The 15,704-nt window shown below is 57.1% G+C and carries 16 protein-coding genes; 5 read left to right on the forward strand and 11 right to left on the reverse strand.

Features of this window, described 5'->3' with window-relative positions; all coding sequences use genetic code 11:
- Positions 1-105 precede the first annotated feature (105 nt).
- The 5 genes from ruvC to AB3G35_RS19940 form a co-directional block, all read right to left on the reverse strand.
- A complete protein-coding gene (gene ruvC, locus AB3G35_RS19920; protein WP_029611572.1) occupies positions 106-630 on the reverse strand; it encodes a crossover junction endodeoxyribonuclease RuvC in 525 nt (174 codons plus the stop codon).
- A gap of 293 nt (positions 631-923) precedes the next feature.
- Positions 924-1,670, reverse strand: coding sequence for a YebC/PmpR family DNA-binding transcriptional regulator (locus AB3G35_RS19925; RefSeq protein WP_016782226.1), 747 nt, complete (start codon positions 1,668-1,670; stop codon positions 924-926).
- 109 nt (positions 1,671-1,779) lie between these two features.
- Complete coding sequence (gene aspS, locus AB3G35_RS19930) at positions 1,780-3,555, reverse strand: aspartate--tRNA ligase (RefSeq protein WP_016782225.1); 1,776 nt, start codon at positions 3,553-3,555, stop codon at positions 1,780-1,782.
- A 109-nt stretch (positions 3,556-3,664) separates the two neighbouring features.
- Entirely contained in the window at positions 3,665-3,886 is a 222-nt protein-coding gene (locus AB3G35_RS19935) for an FmdB family zinc ribbon protein (RefSeq protein ID WP_029611571.1), read from the reverse strand.
- A 180-nt stretch (positions 3,887-4,066) separates the two neighbouring features.
- On the reverse strand, positions 4,067-4,426 hold the full coding sequence (locus AB3G35_RS19940) for a ribbon-helix-helix domain-containing protein (RefSeq protein WP_369781981.1): 360 nt from the start codon (positions 4,424-4,426) through the stop codon (positions 4,067-4,069).
- 666 nt (positions 4,427-5,092) lie between these two features.
- Between AB3G35_RS19940 and AB3G35_RS19945 the strand changes: the two genes are divergently transcribed.
- Complete coding sequence (locus tag AB3G35_RS19945; RefSeq protein WP_016782222.1) at positions 5,093-5,695, forward strand: cold-shock protein; 603 nt, start codon at positions 5,093-5,095, stop codon at positions 5,693-5,695.
- 68 nt (positions 5,696-5,763) lie between these two features.
- Here the strand turns inward: AB3G35_RS19945 and AB3G35_RS19950 are convergent, their stop codons facing one another.
- Positions 5,764-5,970 (reverse strand): SlyX family protein, encoded by a 207-nt coding sequence (locus AB3G35_RS19950; RefSeq protein WP_029611570.1) that lies wholly within the window; start codon positions 5,968-5,970, stop codon positions 5,764-5,766.
- Positions 5,971-5,972: 2 nt separating this feature from the next.
- Complete coding sequence (locus AB3G35_RS19955; protein ID WP_016782220.1) at positions 5,973-6,398, reverse strand: HIT domain-containing protein; 426 nt, start codon at positions 6,396-6,398, stop codon at positions 5,973-5,975.
- Between the two features lie 783 nt (positions 6,399-7,181).
- On the opposite strand from AB3G35_RS19955, the gene AB3G35_RS19960 reads away from it, so the two are divergent.
- Complete coding sequence (locus tag AB3G35_RS19960; protein ID WP_016782219.1) at positions 7,182-8,465, forward strand: OprD family porin; 1,284 nt, start codon at positions 7,182-7,184, stop codon at positions 8,463-8,465.
- Between the two features lie 268 nt (positions 8,466-8,733).
- Here AB3G35_RS19960 and AB3G35_RS19965 read toward each other — a convergent pair whose 3' ends face one another.
- Together AB3G35_RS19965 and AB3G35_RS19970 are read right to left on the reverse strand one after the other, a co-directional pair.
- Positions 8,734-9,576, reverse strand: coding sequence for a mechanosensitive ion channel family protein (locus AB3G35_RS19965; RefSeq protein ID WP_016782218.1), 843 nt, complete (start codon positions 9,574-9,576; stop codon positions 8,734-8,736).
- Between the two features lie 136 nt (positions 9,577-9,712).
- Positions 9,713-10,198 (reverse strand): YajQ family cyclic di-GMP-binding protein, encoded by a 486-nt coding sequence (locus AB3G35_RS19970; RefSeq protein ID WP_007906601.1) that lies wholly within the window; start codon positions 10,196-10,198, stop codon positions 9,713-9,715.
- Between the two features lie 194 nt (positions 10,199-10,392).
- On the opposite strand from AB3G35_RS19970, the gene AB3G35_RS19975 reads away from it, so the two are divergent.
- The 3 genes from AB3G35_RS19975 to AB3G35_RS19985 are packed head-to-tail and all read left to right on the forward strand — an operon-like array spanning position 10,393 to position 13,935.
- The gene (locus AB3G35_RS19975) at positions 10,393-11,268 is read left to right on the forward strand and encodes a putative 2-dehydropantoate 2-reductase (RefSeq protein ID WP_037001503.1); all 876 of its coding nucleotides are present in this window, start codon (positions 10,393-10,395) and stop codon (positions 11,266-11,268) included.
- Positions 11,269-11,314: 46 nt separating this feature from the next.
- On the forward strand, positions 11,315-13,351 hold the full coding sequence (locus AB3G35_RS19980; RefSeq protein ID WP_369781983.1) for an ATP-binding protein: 2,037 nt from the start codon (positions 11,315-11,317) through the stop codon (positions 13,349-13,351).
- 2 nt (positions 13,352-13,353) lie between these two features.
- Positions 13,354-13,935, forward strand: coding sequence for a cob(I)yrinic acid a,c-diamide adenosyltransferase (locus AB3G35_RS19985; RefSeq protein WP_016782215.1), 582 nt, complete (start codon positions 13,354-13,356; stop codon positions 13,933-13,935).
- 121 nt (positions 13,936-14,056) lie between these two features.
- Here the strand turns inward: AB3G35_RS19985 and AB3G35_RS19990 are convergent, their stop codons facing one another.
- Both AB3G35_RS19990 and AB3G35_RS19995 read right to left on the reverse strand, forming a co-directional pair.
- Positions 14,057-15,001 (reverse strand): Nudix family hydrolase, encoded by a 945-nt coding sequence (locus AB3G35_RS19990; protein WP_016782214.1) that lies wholly within the window; start codon positions 14,999-15,001, stop codon positions 14,057-14,059.
- Complete coding sequence (locus AB3G35_RS19995; protein WP_095039981.1) at positions 14,998-15,630, reverse strand: glutathione S-transferase family protein; 633 nt, start codon at positions 15,628-15,630, stop codon at positions 14,998-15,000. The genes AB3G35_RS19990 and AB3G35_RS19995 overlap by 4 nt, the downstream gene beginning before the upstream one ends.
- Between the last annotated feature and the right edge of the window lie 74 nt (positions 15,631-15,704).

A 15,704-nucleotide genomic window follows, 5' to 3' on the forward strand; every position in this document is an offset into this window, starting at 1 on the left:
GATCCTTTTCTCTGGCCAGATCAATGGCTGACAAGTAGAGCGACAGAGCAGCATCATTACAGATGAAGCCCTGCCAGCAAGCTTAATTAGGTTAAAAACCGCGACTCACAGACGCAAGCGTCCGCCACGGCTGCGCGCCGCCCCCAAACCATGGGGCAGCAGGCTTGAACGCGTATGGGCGTGGCACAAGGCAATCGCCAGCGCATCCGAGGCATCGATTTGCGGCTTGCTGGTCAACTTGAGCAGGTGCATGACCATCATCATCACCTGTTCTTTATTGGCACCACCCGTGCCTGCCACGGCCTGCTTGACCTGGGTTGCTGAATACTCGGCGATTTCCAGGTTTTCTTCGGCGCCGGCAACAATAGCCGCCCCCCGGGCCTGCCCCAGCTTTAGCGCCGAATCGGCATTGCGCGCCATAAACACCTTTTCGATGCCCATGGTGACAGGACCGTACGTCTGAATAACCTCACGCACACCACGATAGACGATCTGCAACCGCTCATGCAGTTCACCGCTACCTGTACGAATACACCCCGAAGCCACATACACACAACCACGCCCAGTGTCTCGCACTACGCCATAGCCAGTGATTCGCGAACCCGGATCGATACCAAGAATAAGAGTCATAACGCCTGCAGCTTATGAAGTGACGCCCACCGGCAAATACCCGGACAGCTTAAAGGCAGAAGCCGGAGGTGCCCAGCGCCGCGATTGTCGCGACGGAGCACCCCCGGCCTCTTGATTGACGCAGTCAGTGTTCTGCCTCTCAAATATGATTCTTTTTTTGAAGAGTGGCTGTTGTTGTCAGGCAAGACGCCGCGACGACTCATAGCTGGCTATGGGGAGGAGCGGCAACGCAGCTTGGCAACAACAGACGCCTTCAAAAAGGATCAATATTTGCGAGGCAGGACACTAAAGTCTCAGGCAAGCTGTTCCAGGACGGCGTCAGGGATTTCAGCGTTGGAATATACGTTTTGTACGTCATCCAGGTCTTCAAGCATGTCGATCAGCTTGAGCACCTTTTCAGCGCCCTCCAGATCCAGCTCGGCACTGGTTGTCGGCAACATGACGATTTCAGCGTCTGTCGGCTTGAACCCAGCAGCTTCCAATGCGTTACGCACAGCGTAGAAACTGGAGAACGATGTGAACACATCGATCGAACCGTCTTCGTTGGTCACCACATCGTCAGCATCGGCCTCCATCGCCGCTTCCATCAGCGCATCTTCATCGACGCCGGCGGCATAGGAGATCTGCCCCTTGCGCTCGAACAGATAAGCGACGGAGCCGTCAGTGCCAAGGTTGCCGCCACACTTGCTGAACGCATGACGCACAGCTGCTGCAGTACGGTTACGGTTGTCGGTCATGCACTCGACCATCACGGCAACACCGCCCGGGCCATAGCCTTCGTAGCTCAACTCGACCATGTCGTCGGTGTCTGCGGCGCCAGCGCCGCGGGCGACCGCACGATCAATGATGTCGCGGCTCATATTTGCACCAAGGGCCTTGTCCAGCGCCAGACGCAGACGCGGGTTGGAGCTCGGGTCGCCACCACCCTGACGGGCAGCAACGGTCAGCTCACGGATCCACTTGGTGAAAATCTTGCCTTTTTTGGCATCCTGACGCTCTTTGCGGTGCTTGATGTTCGCCCACTTAGAATGACCTGCCATAACGCACTCCGAATCCCTTTAAAAACCTTGCCAGGCCTGGGCCTGACAATAAAAATTCTCGACCCAAAAAACAAAGGCGCACCCGAGGATGCGCCTTTGCAGGTCAGACTTACTCAGCCTTGGCTTGTTCGCGCAAACGAATGTGCAGCTCGCGCAACGCTTTGGCATCTACAACGCCAGGCGCTTGTGTCATGACACAGGCAGCGCTCTGGGTTTTCGGGAAGGCAATCACTTCACGAATCGACTGGGCGCCAGTCATCAGCATCACCAGACGATCCAGACCGAAGGCCAGACCACCGTGGGGCGGCGCGCCATATTTCAGGGCGTCCAGCAGGAAGCCGAACTTCTCTTCCTGCTCGGCTTCTTCGATACCCAGCAGGCGGAATACAGCTTGCTGCATTTCCTTGCGATGGATACGGATAGAACCGCCACCCAGCTCGGTACCGTTCAAGACCATGTCGTAAGCGCGCGAGATCGCGGTTGCCGGGTTGGCTTCCAGTTCTTCAGGCGAGCACTTCGGCGCAGTGAACGGGTGGTGCAAGGCGCTGAAGCTACCGTCGTCGTTCTCTTCGAACATCGGGAAGTCGACAACCCACATCGGTGCCCACTCGCAGGTCAGCAGGTTGAGGTCGTTGCCCACCTTGATCCGCAGCGCGCCCAGGGCCTCGCTGACGATCTTGGCCTTGTCGGCACCGAAGAACACGATGTCGCCATCCACTGCGCCAACGCGATCGAGGATCACGTTCAGGTTGGCTTCAGGGATGTTTTTAACGATCGGCGACTGCAGACCTTCCACGCCTTTAGCGCGCTCGTTGACCTTGATGTACGCCAGGCCTTTGGCACCGTAGATGCCGACAAACTTGGTGTAGTCGTCGATCTGCTTGCGCGGCATGCTTGCAGCACCCGGAACACGCAGGGCCGCGATACGGCATTTAGGGTCGTTGGCCGGGCCGCTGAACACCTTGAAGTCGACGTCTTTCAGTTGATCGGCAACGTCTACCAGTTCCAGCGGGTTACGCAGGTCAGGCTTGTCGGAACCGTAACGGCGCATGGCCTCTTCGAAAGTCATGTGCGGGAATTCACCGAATTCCAGATCCAGCACTTCCTTGAACAGGTTGCGGATCATGCCTTCGGTCAGGCCCATGATGTCTTTTTCATCGAGGAAGCTGGTTTCGATGTCGATCTGGGTGAATTCAGGCTGACGGTCGGCACGCAGGTCTTCGTCGCGGAAGCACTTGGCGATCTGGTAGTAGCGGTCAAAACCGGCAACCATCAGCAACTGCTTGAACAGCTGTGGCGATTGCGGCAGTGCAAAGAACGAACCGGCGTGGGTACGGCTAGGCACCAGGTAGTCACGTGCGCCTTCCGGCGTGGCACGGGTCAGGATCGGTGTTTCAACGTCCAGGAAGCCGTTTTCGTCGAGGTAACGACGGATGCTGGTGGTCATGCGCGAACGCAGGCGCAGCTTCTCGAGCATTTCCGGGCGACGCAGGTCGATAAAGCGATAGCGCAGGCGGGTCTCTTCGCCAACGTCGGAGAACTCGTTGAGCGGGAACGGCGGGGTTTCCGCTTCGTTCAGCACTTCAAGTTCGTAACCCAGCACTTCGATCATGCCCGAAGCCATGTTGGTGTTGCCGGCACCGGCCGGGCGCAAGCGCACCTTGCCAGTGATCTTGACGACATACTCACTGCGCACACGGTCGGCGGCAGCGAAGGTTTCAGCGCGATCCGGGTCGAAAACCACCTGGGCCAGACCATCACGATCACGGATATCGAGGAAAATCACCCCACCGTGGTCACGGCGACGGTGAACCCATCCGCAAAGGGTAATTTCCTGGCCGTCCAGGCTTTCGTTCAGTTGGCCGCAATAATGGCTGCGCATCATGGTAGTGGTTTCACTTCTCGTAATTCGAAATTCGGTGGAAGTCTTGCGCACCGTCGGTGCTGGTAACCTTGCAAGAGCCCGCTTGTGTTCTGACTGCTTTCGCTCGACCTCAGTCGGATTTATCGCCGCCTGCCAGATTCTTTTTCGAACCTGTCTTGAAGTCTGTTTCATACCAGCCTGTACCGCTAAGGCGGAAGCCCGGCATGGACAGCATCTTCTTCAGCTCGGGGGCCTGACAGGCGGGACAATCAACCAGCGGTGCAGCGCTGATCTTTTGAATGGCTTCCAGCTGATGACCACAGGAAGCACACTGGTAATCGTACATGGGCATTGGCGTGTCTCGACAATCCGTGAGCGGCAACCCTTGAGCAGGGCCACACAGCAAAGAGCGAGATTATATCTGGTAAATCGAGCCATTGCAGCCGCATGAACAGCCAGAAGCCCCTAAATGCATCATAAATATTGGACGATTACAAGCCATCGACCAGACAGCTTCTACCCGCCACCTTGTTCAACCCACGAATACCTGCTGCGCCATCCCCTGGGGACCGCGCGCCCTCTTCAATAAATGCATCACACAAACGACCCGAATAAACCCGCTGAAGTTTTTCACCCCGCCATGCCGCAAGTGAACCTCCAGATCGATATAAGACAGTAGCGTGTTGATTGAACAGTTGTTGATATGTGAGATATCGGCCAAAACCTCCCAGTACACTTCCTCAAGGCGCAAACAGGTGGCAAAGCCATTCAATCGCACTGAGCGCGACAAGGGTCGGGCCAGCGCCATGCCAAAGTCCAGTATCACAGGATCGACCCTGACTCTTTGCAGTAATCGGCAGCCGGTATTTTCTTGCTGAATCAATCGTCCCATCGTTAAGCACTCCATTGCGCATCATTGGATTTGATCAATCTTTTTCAAAGAATTTGCCTCATCAAACGACATGTAAAAATTCTTATCCAGCGGATCAAACCCGCAAATCTGTAGGAGCGCTCTCGGTAGGAGCGACGAATATCGACAGGCGCAAACGCGGCGCACGACGACCGCCCAGCACTCGCAACAACGGCAGCATTAACGCCCTTCTATCAAGACCTGAACGTTGCCTCCATTGATCTTGTCGACGACAAACGTATGCATTTACCGAACGATGCCAATGCCAGCCGACCCGATACTTTGGATAGTCAGGTAAATCCGGGCATGAAGAGCAAGAACTGCCAACCCCGCACGGCTCACGCTATCAGAAAGCAACACTCCTACAACTTCAAGACGAGAGGACTACACACGTCTAAAACAAGGCTTTCGTAAAATGCAGAAATCGTCCAAACCTCAGCAAGCAGTCGCGCTCACCGATAGCTCTTTACGCTTAATTTGAGTAGGCCCGAGCTTTGCTGTTAAATTGGCAGCGTGTTGCCCAATTTTCGCCTCTGGCGAGGGCGCATAGGCTGATGAACTCGCGTGTCCAGCGCCTCCATTTTTTTCTGAAGCGAACCGTGCGCAGTCAGCTCTTCCTTGCGATCTATCTTAATGTGAGTCATTGAAATGTTGAAAATCGTCCACCTGATAACGGGTGCAGCGGCTTTGCTGCTGTCCTTTATTCCCAGCCTGCAACCCGAAGCCTTACCTTACCTCCAACATCCTGATGCCCTTTACCTGGCTTTTTTTGGCCTGCTGAACCTGACACTGGCCCCAGTTATTCCGTTCTGGAATAAAGGTCCGCGTCACCAACTGCAAAACCTGGTCAGCGCCCTGCTGGTGCTTTCCGTGGTCCTGCAAACACTGACCCTGTTCGGCCTTCTGCTGCCGATCGGTGATCAGCCCGCTGTACTGCTCGGCCTTACGCCTGCTGTGATTGCCGTGCTGCTGCATCTTGCTGTCAGCTTCTACAAGTCTTCACCTTCGTCATCCTCGCACAGCTATGACATGACCAACCGCGATACGGGGACGGTCAAATGGTTCAACACTTCAAAGGGTTTCGGCTTTATTTCGCGAGATTCCGGCGATGATATTTTTGTCCACTTTCGCGCCATCCGTGGCGAAGGCCACCGGGTTTTGGTGGAAGGGCAACGGGTCGAGTTCTCGGTCATGAACCGCGACAAGGGCCTGCAGGCCGAAGACGTGATCGCCGCACTGCCGCGCCGCTGATTCAAGCCTGAAAAAAAACCGCGATCAGCCTGGCTGAATCGCGGTTTTTTTATGCCTACATAAAACCATCAATAATGCGGTGGCGGAGCCTCTTCTTCAAAAGACTCGAACTGCCCGCCCATTTCCTCCTGGCGCTTGAGCAAGGCAGCCATCTGCATCTGCAGACGGTCCACTGCGTTCTGCTGGGCAACCAGCACATCATTCAATGCCTGAATGGTGTCATCCTGAAAAGCCAGGCGGCTCTCAAGGTCCATCACTCGCGCTTCAAGCGTCACGATCAACCCTCCGAAAAAATGAAACTGGCGTCAAGCTCCGACGCCAGCCTGTCGCGCACAGCACGCACCTGCGCCGGCGTATAGGGCCTGGCCGGGTGCTTGCCCCATACCGGCCCTGGCCATGCCACGTCAGCCTGGTAACGAACAATCACATGCATGTGCAACTGACTGACCACATTACCCAGGGTGGCCACATTCATTTTATCCGCGCCGAACAACGCTTTCAGCACCCGCGCCAAAGCGGTGGTCTCAGCCCACATGCGTTGCTGGTCGGCGTCATCCAATTGAAACAGTTCGGTTATACCCTCGCGCCGCGGCACCAGGATAAACCAGGGGTAATTCGAATCGTTGGAAAGCAGCAAGCGGCACAAGGGGAAGTCCCCTATCAGCCAGGTATCCTCTTGCAGACGTGTATCCAAAGCGAACACTGGGAGCTCTCCTGTTTGACCGTTCATTTCAGCACAACCCGGCACCCGATGAGACTCACCGCAGGCCAGATGACAGAAACCAAGGATACCCTTGATTGTGCCCGGCTTCACCTCGCCAGCCCGACATGCTCGGGCAAAAGGCCGCTCGGCACGGTCAATCAACAGCATTCGGACACTTGTGCACCAAAACTGCACAAAACGAATGTTTTTAGTGCGCCAAAACGTCACCTACCACCCCAGCAGGTGTTAACCGGTAACGCTTTAAGCGCACTTGCGCCGCAAGAAAGACTTCTTGCAACAAAACACAACATCCCAAGCCCAGCCTTATCGCCGTTCGACCCAAGCAAGATCAGGCCTCATAGCTCAAAAACGCAGAAGATGATTTATTTTTCATCTGCCAAAGCATTTGAGCATGCTTGTTGCATAGACCCTTCTCACAGTCGCCAGGCCCGCGCAGGAGCACAACGGCCTGACGATAAATAACAATAGCTGAACCGTAGGAATTTGGAGTTTTCATTGTAGGCAATACGAAACCACCCATATGCCAAACACTGAAAACAGCACTGAATAGATGCTGAGAAATGGCTCTAAGCTGCGCGCTTGCGACATGTGGAGGGCAATTTGCGACATAGCTGTAAAGAAGCTGAAAGGTTATGAGAGCAAGTATCGCCAACATTGTCGGCGTGATATAAGTTTGCGCCGACACAAAAAGAAAGAGCCGCCCAGATAATAATTCAGGTGGGACGGCAGTACTCTTCCTAAAAACCAAAGGAGCAAATCACGATGCGCGTGATGAAGTGGAGCATGATCGCCCTGGCTGTATCAGCCGGCACTACTCAGTTCGCAATGGCCTCGTCCCAGGACGACGCAAAAGGTTTCGTTGAAGACAGCACGCTGACTTCCAAAACCCGCATGCTGTACATGAACCGTGACTTCCGTAACGGTGCTGGCAACAAGCAGCAGGCCGACGGCTCGTTCAAAAGCGGCTACCGTGAAGACTGGGGCCTGAGTGAATTGCTCAACTACCAGTCCGGCTTCACCCAAGGCACCATCGGTGTCGGTGTTGATGCGTTCGCAATGGGTACTGCACGCCTGGACGGCGGTGCTGGTCGTCAAGGCAACGGCCTGTTCGCCAGCAAGAGCGACGGTTCTCCGGAAGATACCCAAGGCAAAATCGGCGGCGCGGTCAAGTTCCGCCTCTCCGACACTGAACTGAAGTACGGCAACCAGTTCGTCGCCAGCCCGGTGTTCTCCACTGACGACAGCCGCCTGCTGCCAGAAGTTGCGACCGGTACCCTGATCACCAGCAAGGAAATCAAAGGCCTGGAGCTGACCGCAGGTCGCTTCACCGCACTGAGCTCCCAGACTGGCATGGCGCGTGACAGCATCAACGGCAAGGGCGAACCAGGCCTGACTGCTGCCAACATTGCTGGCGCAACCTACCAGTTCACTGACAACTTCGTCGGTGGCCTGGCGGCTTCCGATGTTGATGACTACTTCAAGAAGCAGTACATCAACCTGAACTACACCCTGCCGATCGCAGAGACTCAAGCCCTGAACTTCGACTTCAACGGCTACAGAACCTCGAGCCAGGGCCAGGAACTAGCCGGCGACGTTGACAACAAAATCTGGAGCTTGGCAGCTGCCTATAGCCTGGGCGCCCACAAGTTCACCATCGCTCACCAGCGCTCCACCGGTGACAGCGCTTACTACTACGGCGTAGACGGCGGCGGCACCATTTTCCTCGCCAACTCCGTGCAATACTCCGACTTCAACCAGCGTGACGAACGCTCCTGGCAGGGTCGCTACGACCTGAACATGGCCAGCTATGGCGTGCCAGGCCTGAGCTTCATGGCTCGCTACGTCAAGGGTGACAACATCTCCACCACTGACGGCGAAGGCAAAGAGCACGAGTTCGACTTCGAGACCAAATACGTGCTGCAAGAAGGCCCGGCCAAGGACCTGTCTCTGCGTCTGCGTAGCGCGGTTTACCGCACTACCAGCAACAACGGCAATGACGTTAACGACGTACGCCTGATTGCTGAATACCCACTGAACATCTTGTAATCACGGCCTTCGGGCACTGTTTACAACACGCTGTTTAGTGAAAGCCACGCACCTGTCTCAGGGCGTGGCTTTTTATTGCCCGAAATAAAAGCAAGTTATATAGCAAGCTAACTAACAAGATCAAATGCAATTAATTATCAGTTGTTCCGAGTTGACCCACTCTTGCACGCACACCTGTAAACCCAAGTGGCAAAAACAATTAAAGGGGCTTTCGCCCCTTTAATTGTTTGCCTTTACCTGACTCAAGTGTCAGGTGCCGTTATCGGCATTATTGCGCAGCCACTTCCTGAACCACGCGAACAACACGCTGCGGGAAAGGAATATCTACCCCTTGCGCTTTCAAGCGATCGCGCGAGTGCTCGTTAAACATAAACAGCACGTCCCAGTAATCCGGGGTATTGACCCAAACACGCAGCGACATGGTGATGGCACTGTCGCCCAGGGCAGTCACCACAACGACCGGAGCCGGCTGCTTCAGCACCCGAGGGTCATCGGCCAGCGACAGCAGCACTTCACGCACCTTTTGCAGGTCCGCCTCGTAGTCCACACCCACATCAAACACCACCTTGCGCGTCGGCTGACGGTTGTAGTTGGTGATAATGCCGTTGGACAGATTGCCGTTTGGCACGATGACGGTCTTGTTGTCACCGGTACGCAGCACGGTATGGAAGATCTGAATACTGTCGACCGTCCCGCTTACGCCTTGCGCTTCGATCCAGTCACCGATCTTGAACGGGCGGAACAACAGAATCAGCACCCCGCCGGCAAAGTTCGCCAGGCTGCCCTGCAGTGCCAGGCCAATGGCCAGGCCTGCCGCACCGATGGCCGCAACAAACGAGGTGGTCTGGATGCCGATCATCGAGGCCACGCTGACAATCAGCAGCACCTTGAGGATGATATTGGCCAGGCTGCTGATAAAACCTTGCAGGGCAAGATCAGCCTTGCGCATGGCCAGCAACTGCCCGATCTTGGTGGTCAGGCGATTGATCAACCACCAGCCCACCGCCAGTGTCACCAATGCCAGCAGCACACGGCTGCCGTATTCCATGATCATCGGGATCCAGGCTTGTGAGGCCTTGATCAATTGATCCACTTCAGTGTTCAAATCCATTTACGTCTCCTCGCGCCAATACCCGGCAGCGTCAGTAATTCAGCAAAACGATAAAGCAGCCCTGGCCGCTAAATCGTTTGCGCAGCGCCCAGGAAAATCGGACGTCAATGAGCCCCATAGGTTCCCAGGCCTGTTATCAGTCGCGGAAGTTGTTGAACTGCAGCGGCATGTCGAACGTCTTGGCACGCAGTGCAGCAATGGCCTCTTGCAGGTCATCACGCTTCTTGCCGGTGATGCGCACCTGCTCGCCCTGGATGGCGGCCTGAACCTTGAGCTTGGCATCCTTGACATGGGCGACGATTTTCTTCGCCAGCTCTTTATCAATGCCTTCCTTGAGCACGGCTTCCTGCTTCATCAATTTGCCCGATGCATAAGCATCCTTGACCTCAAGGCACTGAACGTCGATCTTGCGCTTGACCAGGGCCAGCTTGAGGATCTCGATCATTGCTTCAAGCTGGAAGTCGGCTTCGGCGGTCAGGTTGACCGTCAGATCCTTTTCCTTGAACTCAAAAGTGCCTTTGCCCTTGAGGTCATAACGACGGTCCAGCTCCTTGACGGCGTTCTCGACGGCGTTGGTGACTTCGTGCTTGTCCAGTTCGGATACCACGTCGAACGACGGCATGTAATTTTCTCCAATAATAAAGGGCGCGCTCAACACAGATGGAGCACGCCTGGCCTGACAGTTAAAATGCGCGGGCATTATAGCGGTTCTTCGACTTCATTCACTTGCGAGCTCACATGCCAGATTCTGCCCTGCCCCTGCCCCACTTCACTACGCCTGTCACCTGGCACATCCTGGGGGCTGGCAGCATGGGCATGCTGTGGGCCACGCGCCTGACCCGGGCTGGCCTGCCCGTCAAACTCATCCTGCGCAACGCCGAGCGCCTGCAAGCCTATAAAGCGGCGCAAGGGTTGACCCTGATTGAAGACGAAGATTCGCAACAATGGGCCATCAGTGCGCAAATCCCTGAAACTGACGAGCCGATCCAGCGCCTGCTGGTCGCCTGCAAGGCCTATGACGCAGAGCAGGCCGTCGCGCAAATCGCCGGGCGGCTCACGGTTAATGCCGAGCTGATCCTGTTGCAGAACGGCCTCGGCAGCCAGCAAGCAGTTGCCGCCCTGGTGCCCCAGGCACGCTGCCTGTTCGCTTCCAGTACCGAAGGCGCCTTTCGCGATGGTGACTGGCGCGTGGTATTTGCCGGCCGCGGCCATACCTGGCTGGGTGATACCGGGCAAGCCCCGGCCCCGGCATGGCTTGAAGAGCTGCAACGCAGCGGCATTGCCCACGAATGGAGCCCGAATATTCTGAGCCGGCTCTGGCGAAAACTGGCCCTTAACTGTGCGATCAACCCACTGACCGTTCTGTATAACTGCCGCAATGGCGGCTTGCAGGCCCACACGGCTGAAGTACAGACCCTCTGTACCGAACTCGCCAGCCTGCTTGAGCATTGCGGCCAGCCCGAGGCGGCGGTTGATCTGGGCCTGGAAGTGCTGCGGGTGATCCAGGCCACTGCCAATAACTACTCATCGATGCATCAGGATGTTGCCCAAGGCCGTCGTACCGAAATCAGCTACCTGCTGGGCTATGCCTGTGAAGCAGCCCAGCGCCGACAGTTCGCGGTGCCACACTTGCAGCAGCTGCACCAGCGCTTGACCCGGCACCTGCAACAGCGCGGATTGCCCTGCAACTGAAGCCCGCGCTACCCTGCCTGCATATTCTTGTCCAGACGGCCCTCCCATGCCCTTGCGCCAGCGCCTTGAAAACCTTCCGGTAGACCAGAAGTTGCTGGCCGCCCTGCTCATCCTGCTGGCTGCCGTATTGCTGGTGGCCAATTTGACATTTATCAGCGTGGCGTACTGGATCTCCCATGAGAGCACCGCCCCGCAGGCCTTGCAGACACTGGGGCAACTGACGTCCGAGCCGGAACTGATCGTCCATGCCCTGGACTCGCCGCAAAGCGCCAAAGCCCTGCTCAATGAAATCGGCAGCTACGCCCCCCTGCGCGCAGCGGCCATCTATGACAGCGCGGGTAACCTGCTGGTGCAGTTGCAGCATGGCGAACACTTGCCCCTGCCGGAGCACTATCGCCAGCTTGAGGCCTGGAGCCTGACCGAGCTGCGCAGCCATCAAGTGACACGCCTGCACCACGGCGACCAGCCCCCCGGGCATTTGCTGTTGATCGCCAGCAGCGAACTGCCCATGGCCTTCTATACCGGCACCTTGACTGCCAGCCTGGGCATTCTGTTATTCAGTGTTTTACTCTGGTTTGTGGTAGCCCGGCAGATCAAGCGCCTGATTACCCAACCCATTCACCGCCTCGAAGAGTTGTCCCGCCAGGTAACCCGCGAAGAGAATTACGCATTGCGTGCCGCGCCTGGCAACAACGACGAAATCGGCAGCCTGGCCGAAGCGTTCAACACCATGCTGTCGCGCATCGAAGTACGCGATCAAGAGCTCAAGCGCGCACGTGACGAGGCCCGCCAGGCGTACGATCAAGCGCAGTCGCTGGCTGAAGAAACCCGCAACACCAATCGCAAACTGGAACTGGAAGTACAGGTACGCAGCAAAATAGAGAAGAAACTCACCGGCTTTCAGAACTATCTCAACTGCATCATCGACTCCATGCCTTCGGCGCTGATCGCACTGGACGAACAGCTCTATGTGACCCAGTGGAACCAGGAAGCCAGCGCCCTTTCGGGCACGCAACTGGATGAAGCATTGAACAAGCCCATAGAGCTGGCATTTGCTCCTCTCAAGCCCTTCCTGCCGCAACTCAAGGACACGATTGAGCACCATCAGGTGGCAAAAATTGAACGGGTTACCTGGACCCAGGGCGAAGATGCCCGCCACTATGCCTTGACCTTTTACCCGCTTATGGGCGGCGGTGGGCGCGGCGTGGTAATCCGCATCGATGACATCACCCAGCGCCTGTCGCTGGAAGACATGATGGTGCAATCAGAAAAAATGCTATCCGTTGGTGGACTGGCTGCCGGCATGGCTCACGAAATCAACAATCCGTTGGGAGCCATCCTGCATAACGTGCAGAACATTCGCCGGCGCCTGTCGAGCGACTTGCCCAAGAATATCGAACAAGCCGAACAGACCGGCATCGACCTGGAGGTGGTCAATCACTACCTGCAGGCCCGGGAAATCCCGCAGCTGCTTGATGGCATTCAACAGGCCGGTGCACGCGCCGCGAAAATCGTCACCCATATGCTCAGCTTTAGCCGGCGCAGCAATCGGCAGATGAGCCCCTGTGATCTGTCGGCCCTGATTGATCAGGCTCTGGACATCGCCAGCAATGATTTCGACTTGACCATTGGCTTTGATTTTATGGGGCAAGCCATTGTCCGCCAGTTCGACCCGCAACTGGGGCCTGTTCCCGGTATCCCCAACGAGCTGGAGCAGGTATTGCTCAACCTGCTGAAGAACGCCGCCCAGGCCATTCATCAACGTGCCGACCAGAGCGAGCCGGGGCGCATAACCCTGCGCACCAGACTCAACCCGCCCTGGGCGGAAATACAAGTCGAGGACAACGGCGTCGGCATGCCCGAGGCTGTACGCAAACGAATTTTCGAACCCTTCTTCACCACCAAGGAAGTTGGCCAGGGCACGGGGCTTGGTCTGTCCGTGTCGTACTTCATCATTACCAACAACCACAAGGGCCAAATGGAAGTTCACTCGACCCAGGGCCAAGGCACCTGCTTTACCCTGCGCCTGCCTTTGGCCGGCAACCAGCTGGCCTCCCCCGAACCTACCAAGGTGGAACTGTAAACATGGGCTTTCGCTTATCGAAAATCTACACCCGTACCGGCGACAAAGGCGAAACAGGGCTTGGCGACGGCCGCCGCGTTCCCAAGGATCACCCGCGTATAGAGGCCATCGGCGAAGTCGATACGCTTAACAGCCAGCTCGGCCTGCTGCTGGCCGGGCTTATTGAGCACAGCGCCCAGAATCCGGGCCTTGGCGAGCTGATTGAAGTGCTTGAGCCTTGTCAGCACCGCTTGTTTGACCTGGGCGGGGAACTGGCAATGCCCGAATATCAGGCGCTCAACAATATTGAAATCGAGCGCCTTGAAACCGCAATCGATCGCTGGAACGAAGAGCTGGGGCCACTTGAGAATTTCATTCTGCCCGGCGGTTCGAGCCTGATCGCCCAAGCCCATGTATGCCGTAGCCTGGCGCGCAGTGCCGAACGCCGCTGCCAGCAACTCAATGCACTTGAGCCACTGGCAGGCGTGGGGCTGGCGTATATCAATCGTTTATCTGACTTGCTGTTTGTCGCCGCGCGCCTGATTGCCAGGCGCCAGGGAATAGCTGAAATCCTGTGGCAAGCGGCGGCCAAGCCGAAGGCCTGACGATCAGGTACAGAACTTGTGGGAGCTGGCCTGCCTGCGATAAAGGCACCGCGCTCAGGCAGGTACATCGCAGTGATGCCATCGCGAGCAAGCCCGCTCCCACTGGGTTTTGTGCAGTTTTTTACACCTGCGGCCAGAACGCCCGAATACCTGCAACGCCCTGTGCACCAACGCTCCAGGCTTGCTGACGATCATCAGGGCCCAGCCCGCCCAGCAAAAACACCGGCTTGCTGAAATTGGCAATCAGTTGCTGTGCCTGCTCCCAACCCAGTGGCGGTGTGTCCGGGTGAGTCTGGGTCGCCAGCACCGGCGACAGGGTCACAAAGTCCACATCCATCTGCTCGGCCAGCGCCAGTTCTTCGGCGTTATGGCAGGAAGCCGCCAACCAGCGGTCTTTTGGCAATGGACGGCCCTTGGCGGCGTACTTGCGCAATTGTGCAGCGGTCAGGTGCCAGCCAGCCGACGGGAAATCCCCCAGCCACTCCAGCGGCCCCTTGAGCATCAATTGCGCCTTGGCAGCACACAGCCCGGTAGCGTCCACCGCCAGGTCACGGTACTTGGGGTCATAGCCATTGGGCGCTCGCAACGAAATCAGCTGGGTGCCGCCAGCAATGGCCTTCTGGATACCGCGCAACAACTCCGGGGTTTCCAGGCCATCCGGGGTAATCAAGTACTGATCGGGCAAGCGGGCAGCGGCAACAATGGGCTGGTTGGCCTGCGGAAACTCGTAGCCCGCCAACTCGCGCTGGCTGACCCAAGCCAAGGGCTGACCTTCTGCCCCATGTGGTTCGCCAGTAAAATCCGACACTTCCCACACATCGAGCAAGACATGCTTGTCGGGGTAGTCATGCTGAACCTTGATCAAAGGTCGGGCAGCCTTGACCACAATACCCAGCTCCTCTTGCAACTCGCGCCCCAGCGCCGCTTCCACCGACTCACCCGCCTCGACCTTGCCGCCGGGAAACTCCCAGAGGCCGCCTTGATGCTGAGTGTCAGCGCGACGGGCGATCAGAATCTTGCCGTCTGTGCCCCGGATAACGGCCGCAGCCACATGAACTCGTTTCACCCTTGTACTTCCTCTAATCCGGCCTGTTGCCAGGCTTTAAACGCAGGCCATTGGTAAATGGCGTCGATATAGGCTTCATCTTCGGCTGACAGCGCAACACGGTAGGTACGAAGACGCACCGCCACTGGTGCGAAAAAAGCATCCGCCAGGCTCAGTCGTCCAAACAGGTACGGCCCGGGCTCGGTCGCCACGGCGCGGCACTGCGCCCACAGGGCTGTCATTCTGTCGATATCGGCCTGGGCCTCGGCAGGCATGGGCACCAGTGCCCGGTCGCGACTCAAGTCAAAGGGCAGATTGCTGCGCAAGCCAAAAAAGTCGCTGTGCATTTGCGCACACGCCGAGCGAGCCTGGGCCCGCGCCGCGGTATCTGCAGGCCACATTTGCGCTGCCGGGAAGCGCTCGTTCAGGTATTCGGCAATCGCCAGGGAATCGGCGATGGTGCCGTGTTCGGTCTGGAGCAACGGTACCTTGCCCGTTGCCGAATGCTGCAGGATCAAGGCCCGAGTGTCGGGCTGACCCAGTTTTATCAGGGTCTCGGTATAGGGAGCACCCGCCAGATCCAGCGCCAACGCGCCACGCAGGGACCACGATGAATGCAACTTGTCGCCAATGATCAGGTGGAAGCTCATACACAGACACCTTGAGAATTAGGGGGGGGGGAATCTGATGCCCTCAAGGCATCACGGTGCTGCCCGCGCAGGAT

The organism is Pseudomonas sp. WC2401 (genome assembly GCF_041200115.1).
Lineage (GTDB): Bacteria > Pseudomonadota > Gammaproteobacteria > Pseudomonadales > Pseudomonadaceae > Aquipseudomonas > Aquipseudomonas fragi.